We start from the raw sequence: 7245 nt of genomic DNA on the forward strand, positions 1-7245 counted from the left end.
CAAAAGCGTCGTGAAAAGCAGGTTCAGCACGGGACTTTGTGTGCTGTCGACCTGCGCAAGTCGCGGACCCGCGGAGACACACGCGCCATTTGCCGTGCACGCATCCTGGGCATTTGCGACAGTGAAAATGCTGGATAACGCGAGCCCCATCACAATTAATGCGGAGATACTGACAATCCTGAACCGCACTAACGCCCTTTTCACACTTGAAACATTATCCATCGGCCGTCCCCCAGTTTCTTGGCCGCAGCACGCCTTCACGGGTAGGAAAATACCTACCATGTGTGACCTGATGCAGGCCTGTTCCGATGTTCAGTTTTTCCGGCGGGTTATTTGGCCGGCATGGAGGATTAACTACGTGTACGGGTGACAATCGTCAAACCGGCCAGTAGATTTACTGAGGGAAGTTGGGCTGTCGCTGCGGGGTTTACGGATGGGTAACCCTGCGGTGCCAACGACAGACAGCAATTCTGTACATTCTGTTGAAAGAATTGCTGTCTCGTTAGTATCGATAACCCTCCACCACTCAAGGAATGGGAAGGGGATTGCCATGCTCACGATGTCAGACCGGATCCGTGGGGCGCGGACCAGTGCAGGGCTGTCGCAATCGCAACTCGCGAATGAGACCGGCGTGAAAAGAAGTGCGGTAGCGCAGTGGGAACGAAAGGAAGGCACGCATCCAAGCGTGGAGCACCTGGCGCGCATTGCCGTGGTGACGCAGGTGCGCTTCGAGTGGCTGGCCACCGGCCGCGGCTGCGGCAAGGCCGATGGCGGCGAGTTGAGCGCTGCGGCGCCCACCGCCGATTACGCGCGCAACGACCTGGAGGGCAACATCCTGTCGCTGTTCCGGCGCCTGCCGCCGCGCAAGCGGCAGGTGGCGCAATCCATCATCGAAATGCTGGGTGTTTAAATGGCGGCGCGCGGCGGCAACGACCAATCGATGCCGCCCAGGCCGCGTCGCTCCAGGTACTGGTTGGCCGACGAGAAGTGTCGGCACCCCAGGAAACCGCGGTGCGCCGACAGCGGCGACGGATGCGGTGCCTTGAGCACGCGGTGGCGGCCGGTATCGATCACCTTGCCCTTCTGCTGGGCATAGCTGCCCCACAGCAGGAACACCAGGCCCTCGCGCTCGCGGTTGAGGGTGTCCACCACGTGGTCGGTGAACCCTTCCCAGCCACGCTTCTGGTGCGAACCGGCCTGCCCTTCTTCCACGGTCAGCACCGCGTTGAGCAGCAGCACGCCCCGGCGCGCCCACGGCAGCAGGCAACCATGGTCCGGGCGCGGCAGGCCGAGGTCGGCTTCCAGCTCCTTGTACATGTTCAACAGCGACGGCGGCACCGGCACGCCGGGCATCACCGAGAAGCTCAGGCCATGGGCCTGGCCCGCGCCGTGGTACGGATCCTGGCCAAGGATGACCACCTTGACCTGGTCGAACGGGGTGGCGTCGAACGCGGAGAAGATCTGCGGGCCCGGCGGGAATACATGCGCACCGGCCGCCTTGCGCTGGCGCAGGAACGCGGCCAGGTCACGCATCTCGGGGCGCAGCAGGTAATCGCCAATACGCGCCTTCCAGCTCGCTTCAAGCTGGATGGTCGGTTGTACGTCGTCGTTCATCGCACCAGGGGTTTGTCGTTGAGGCGTGACAGGCGCAGCTGGAACAGCACCTTGGTGACCAGCAGCCGCTCTTCGATCGGCTTCTGCACCAGGTCGTTGGCGCCGGCCTGCAGCAGCCCGGACTGGTTGAGCGGGTTGCCGTCGCCGGTCATCACCAGCACCGGCAGGCGCCGCTTGCCGTAGCCGAAGTCCACGCGCACGCGCTCAACCACATCCAGCCCGCTCAGCTCGCCCTTCAGGGTGACGTCGGTGAGCACCAGGTCGATGCGGTGGCTGCTGCGCCCGAGCGATTCGGCGGTAAGCAGTGCGAACGCCTCTTCGGCGGTCATCACGTGCAGCACGTTCAAGCTCTGCCGCTCGAGCATGCGCTTGGTTGCTTCGGCGACCACGCGGCTGTCTTCCACGTACAGGATGGTGGCGCCGGGAATGGTTTCCGGCTGCACGTAGCCCCGGATGAACGTCGCCAGGGCTTCATGCCCCAGCGCCTTGTCGAAATAGTCGGTGACGTAATCGGTGAAACGGCGCTGCTCGAGATGCTGCTGGGCATCACCGGAGACCACGATCACCGGCACGTAGGCCTGCCCGGCGGTTTCGCGCACCAGCCGGGCCAGGTCCAGGCCGTCGCCATCGCTGAGCGTCAGCGAGGTGGTGACCAGGTTGACCGGGCCGGCCGCCAACGCCATGCGCGCGTCTTCGATGCTGGCGCAGCCCACCACCTCGACCGCCGGGAGCTCGCGCTGCAGCACATCGGCAATGAGCTTGCGGACCAGCTTGGAACCATCGACCACCATGACGCGCGGCGCGTCGTCGACCAGGTGCTTCAGTACTTGCGGACGCATGCAGGGCAGGCCTCAGGTTTCGGTCGGACGGGTCTGGCGCAGGAAATGCCCCGTCACCAGCCACGCGCCCAGCCAGCCCAGCACGACAGTGCCGACCAGCACGAGCGAAGAATGCAACAGGTCCAGCCCATGCAGCACGAACGGGCTGGCATAGCTTTGCGACAGCGCGGCCAGCGGCGGGCGCAGCGCGAGCCCCGCCCCACCCACCAGCGCCAGGGCAAGCGCACCGGCGCCCAGCCCGTACCACGCGCCCAGGTACAGAAACGGGCGGCGGATGAAGCCGTCGCTGGCGCCCAGCAGCTGCAGCACGCCGATTTCATCGCGGCGCGCCTGGATGTCCAGCCGCACCGTGTTGCCCACCACCAGCGCCGCGCCCAGGCCCAGCAGCACCGACAGCACCTGCACCAGGCGCGTGCCGAAGCCCAGCCAGGCATCCAGGCGCTTGCGCCACAGCGCATCGTGCTGGACCAGGTCGGCCTGCGGCAGGCCCTCCAGCGACTGCGCCAGGCGGGCGTCGTCGGTGCCGTTGGCCGGGGTGATGATCAGCAGCGAGGGGAGCGGGTTGTCGTGCAGCGCATCGATGGCTTCGCCCAGCCCGGCGCTGTCGCGCAGTTCTGCCAGGCCTTCATCGGGCGAGCGCAGGGTTACCCCGGCCACATCCGCGCGACCGCGCAGGGTGTCGGCAACCTGTTTGGCGGCGGCGGCATCGACATCGGTCTTCAGGAACAGGTTGATGTCGCGCGACTGCTGCACGCTGCCGGCGAAATGCTTGAGGTTGTCCAGCGCGATCGACAGGCCCAGCGGCAGGGCCAGGGCGAGCGCCATCACCATCACGGTCAGCAGGGTGGCCCACGGCTTGCGCCAGGCGCGGCCCAGGCTGAACACCACGCTGTGGCCGTGGTGGTGCAGCCACACGCCCAGGCGCGACGGAGCCGCGGCTTCCTTGTTGGTGGCGGTACTCATTCGGCCAGGTCCTGCGGCGAGATGTCGTCGATCAGCTTGCCGTGGTCGAGGATCAGCACGCGCTTGCGCATGGCGCGCAGCAGCGCCAGGTCGTGGCTGACCACCAGCACGCTGGTGCCGCGCTCGGGCAGTTCGGCGAACAGCGCCATGATTTCAGCGGCCAGGGTTGGATCGAGGTTGCCGGTGGGCTCATCGGCCACCAGCAGCTTGGGCTCGCCGACGATCGCACGGGCGATGCCCACGCGCTGCTGCTCACCGGCCGACAGCTGCGAGGGCAGCGCCTTTTCGCGGTGGCCCAGGCCCATGCGCTCGAGCACCGAGCGCACGCGCTTGCCGATGTCACCGCGCCGGGTACCGCGCAGGATCAGCGGCAGGGCCACGTTCTCGGCGATGCTGCGGTCCATCAGCAGGCGGTGGTCCTGGTAGACCGCACCGACCGCACGGCGGTGGTGCGGGATATCGCCACCGCGCACCTTGAGCAGGTTGCGCTCGTCGAACACCACCGCGCCACGGCTGGGCCGTTCGTCGAGGTGGATCAACTTGAGCAGGGTGCTCTTGCCGGCGCCGGAGTGCCCGGTGACGAACAGCATTTCGCCGGGTGCGACATCGAAGCTGACGTCCACCAGAGCCTGGTGGCCGCCCGCATAGTGTTTGCTGACATTGTCAAAACGCAGGACGCTCATTCCTCCGATTATGCAGGAGGAGGATGGCGGCGTGGGAACGGCGTGTCGCCCGGCCACCGGCCGGGCGCTACCGTTGATCGGAGATCAACCGCCCGACAGCATCCGGCGGATCTTGCGGCCGATGCGGGTCAGGAAGCCTGCGCCCGGATCGGCGGCCGGTGCGGTGTTGCGCATCGGCTTGGCGGTGACCTGCACCGGCGTGACCGACTGCGCGGCACCCTCGGCACCTTCCACCGGACGACCGTGGCGACGACGACGGCGCTTGCGCGGCGCGCGCTCGCCCTCGGCCGCACCTTCCGGCGCACCTTCGGCGCGCGGCGGACGCGGCGCCTGGGCGGGCTTTGCAGCCTCGACCGGTGCGGCGCCTTCCACGGCCACGGCAGGCTGCTCGCCTTCCACGCGCGGCTTGCGCGGGCCACGCGGGCGGCGTTCGCCGCTGCGTTCACCACTGCGCTCGCCACGGCCACCGCCGGAGCGGCTGCCGCTGGACGAACGACCGCCGCCGCGACGCTCTTCCTCGGCGGCGCGTGCTTCGCGCGCTTCGCGGAAGATCTGGCCAACGCTCTCGTTCTCGTCGCCTTCCTCGCCCGGCGCAGCCGGGGCGCGTTCCGGACGCGGCAACGCGGTCAGGATTTCGCTGGTGACCGCTTCTACCGGGATCTTCTGTTCGATGTAGGCCTCGATATCCGGCAGGCCCATCGCGTAGCGCTCGCAGGCGAAGCTGATCGCATCGCCTTCCTCGCCCAGGCGGGCGGTACGGCCGATGCGGTGCACGTAATCTTCGGCGTCGAACGGCAGGTCGTAGTTGTAGACGTACTTGATGCCGTCGATGTGCAGGCCGCGCGCGGCCACGTCGGTGGCCACCAGGATTTCCAGCTGGCCCTTCTGGAAGCGGTTGAGCAGGCTCTCGCGCTTCTTCTGCGGCACGTCGCCGGACAGCACGCCAACGCGGTAGCCGGCCTTCTCCAGCGAGCGCGCCACGCGCTCCACGAACACCTTGGTGTTGACGAACACCATGGTGCGCGCGCCTTCGCTGCGCGACAGCAGGCCCAGCAGCAGCGGGATCTTCTCTTCGTCGGCCGGGAAGTAGATGCGCTGGCGCACGCGCGCGGCGGTGATCGACTCGCTCTCCACCACCAGCTTCTGCGGCTCGTTCATGTGCTCATAGGCCAGCTCCAGCACGCGGTGGCTGAGCGTGGCGCTGAACAGCAGGGTCTGCCGGGTGGTGCGCTCGGGCATGCGGCGCAGCAGGAAGCGGATGTCCTTGATGAAGCCCAGGTCGAACATGCGGTCGGCTTCGTCGAGCACGCAGATTTCGCAGGCGTGCAGCGACACCACCTTGTGCTGCTTGACGTAATCGATCAGGCGGCCCGGGGTGGCGATGATCACGTCCACGCCCTGCTGCAGCAGTTCGCGCTGCTTGTCGTAATCCACCCCGCCGTAGACCAGCGCGAAGCGCAGGCCCAGGTCCGAGCCGAACTTCACCGCATCCTTGTGGATCTGGATGGCCAGTTCGCGGGTGGGCGCCAGGATCAGCGCGCGCGGGTCTTCCGGCTTGCGGTCGGCCAGCGCCGGGCGGGTCAGCAGGCGGTTCACCACCGCGACCAGGAACGCCAGCGTCTTGCCGGTACCGGTCTGGGCCTGGCCGGCGACATCGCCGCCGGGCAGTGCGACCGGCAGGGTCAGCGCCTGGATCGGGGTGCAGCGGGTGAAACCAGCGCCTTCAAGGCCAGCCTGCAGGGCCGGATGCAGCTCGAAGGAGGAGAAGGTCAAATCGGTCAGCGGTTTGTCGCTCATGAGTCCGTCTTGGTAAGGCCAGCCGACAGAGATGCGGGTGGCTTGCAATCTTGGGGGGCACCGTCGCCATTGGGCCCTGCGCCTGGAAAGGCGGAGGCCGGACCGAACCGGTCCCGGGGCGCCGCACAGTGGGCCAGTTTAGCGCAAAGCGGCCGCCAAACCGGGGGAAGCCGTCGCAGACCCCCATGCGACGGCCCGCCCAACCGTAGAGCCACGCCCTGCGTGGCTGCCTTTCATCGTCCCAACCCCCAGTTGAACGCGTTCGCGGGAAGGGCTGGAACCGCCAAAGCCCCACCCGCATATCGTTCCCGCCAACCCCGGCAAAGCGCGATGACGGTCACAGGACGATTCTTTCCAACCGGTGTCTGTCGCCCCGCGACGATAGGGGTACACTGCCGGCCGTGAGCGTCCAGGCATCCATCGGACGCACCGCTGGCCGCACCCGCGGCCACGAGGCAGCAGACGCGGACCAGGCCCCCAGCCCTGTCCAGGTTCAACCCCTCCGGCCCTGCCGGGTGCACTCCAAAACGAGAGACCAAGATGAGCGACAAGGTTGTACATGTCGGCGATGCCGACTTCGATAGCACCGTGCTGAATTCCAAGGAACCGGTCCTGGTCGATTTCTGGGCCGAATGGTGTGGTCCCTGCAAGATGATCGCCCCGGCCCTGGACGAACTGGCCGACGCCTACACCGGCCGCGCCAAGATCGTGAAGGTCAACGTGGACCAGAGCCGCGACCTGGCCATCAAGTACCACGTGCGTTCGATTCCGTACCTGGTGGTGTTCAAGGACGGCCAGAAGGTCGCCGAACAGGTTGGCGCGGTGGGCAAGGCCCAGCTGGCCGGCCTGCTCGACAAGGCCCTGGCCTGAGCCACCCGGCAGCCGGCCACCCCGGCTGCCCCGCGGGCCCCACGCCCGCATGAATGATCCTGCCCCACCCGGCTTGCGCAGCGCCGCGAGCCGGTGTTAGTGTCGGCACATCCGGCCGCATTCGCGCGCCGCATCTTCTGGACGACGTTTCTTTCCAGAATCCCTTCCCAACGTTCGCCGCCCCTGCCGGGCGCTCGCACCTTCCAGCGAGGAATTCAGCACTTGTCCGATATCACTACTTCCGAACCCGGGAGCGCCGACGCGCCCGCCGAGAAGCGCGTGCGCAAGCCGCGCGTCGCCAAGGCCGCTGCCAGCAGCGCCGACACCGGGTCTTCCCCCGAACAGAACGCCCTGCCCCTGGCTGCCGCGCCCGCCGCGCCGGCGCCGGCTGCACCCGCAGCGCCGCAGCAGGCGCCCCAGGCACCGGCCGCTTCCGGCGGCGATGCCCCGGCCCCGCAGGGCGGTGGCCAGGACGCCGG

Annotated in this window: 7 protein-coding genes and 1 pseudogene; 3 read left to right on the forward strand and 5 right to left on the reverse strand. The window is 67.6% G+C overall.

The annotated features are described in order from the left end of the window. Positions 1–559 precede the first annotated feature (559 nt). Complete coding sequence (locus QMX79_RS10465; RefSeq protein WP_237334372.1) at positions 560–910, forward strand: helix-turn-helix transcriptional regulator; 351 nt, start codon at positions 560–562, stop codon at positions 908–910. On the opposite strand, the gene ung is transcribed toward QMX79_RS10465, so the two are convergent. The 5 genes from ung to rhlB all read right to left on the reverse strand — a co-directional run bounded on the left by ung (position 907) and on the right by rhlB (position 5896). After that, a complete protein-coding gene (ung, locus tag QMX79_RS10470; RefSeq protein ID WP_282246698.1) occupies positions 907–1614 on the reverse strand; it encodes a uracil-DNA glycosylase in 708 nt (235 codons plus the stop codon). The genes QMX79_RS10465 and ung overlap by 4 nt on opposite strands. Continuing rightward, positions 1611–2453 (reverse strand): response regulator, encoded by an 843-nt coding sequence (locus tag QMX79_RS10475; RefSeq protein WP_068854238.1) that lies wholly within the window; start codon positions 2451–2453, stop codon positions 1611–1613. Before QMX79_RS10475 ends, ung begins: the two co-directional genes overlap by 4 nt. A gap of 12 nt (positions 2454–2465) precedes the next feature. Further along, positions 2466–3416: a permease-like cell division protein FtsX gene (ftsX, locus tag QMX79_RS10480; protein WP_282246699.1), complete on the reverse strand. Its 951-nt coding sequence runs from the start codon at positions 3414–3416 to the stop codon at positions 2466–2468. Further along, positions 3413–4099, reverse strand: coding sequence for a cell division ATP-binding protein FtsE (ftsE, locus tag QMX79_RS10485; protein WP_068854240.1), 687 nt, complete (start codon positions 4097–4099; stop codon positions 3413–3415). Before ftsE ends, ftsX begins: the two co-directional genes overlap by 4 nt. Before the next feature lie 84 nt (positions 4100–4183). Then, a complete protein-coding gene (rhlB, locus tag QMX79_RS10490) occupies positions 4184–5896 on the reverse strand; it encodes an ATP-dependent RNA helicase RhlB (protein ID WP_068854241.1) in 1713 nt (570 codons plus the stop codon). 540 nt (positions 5897–6436) lie between these two features. On the opposite strand from rhlB, the gene trxA reads away from it, so the two are divergent. Further along, on the forward strand, positions 6437–6766 hold the full coding sequence (trxA, locus tag QMX79_RS10495; RefSeq protein ID WP_282246700.1) for a thioredoxin: 330 nt from the start codon (positions 6437–6439) through the stop codon (positions 6764–6766). Between the two features lie 222 nt (positions 6767–6988). Continuing rightward, positions 6989–7245 (forward strand): annotated as a pseudogene (locus QMX79_RS10500) (transcription termination factor Rho); the annotation flags it as partial.

It is taken from the genome of Stenotrophomonas sp. PS02300 (assembly GCF_029959395.1).
Lineage (GTDB): Bacteria > Pseudomonadota > Gammaproteobacteria > Xanthomonadales > Xanthomonadaceae > Stenotrophomonas > Stenotrophomonas maltophilia_AD.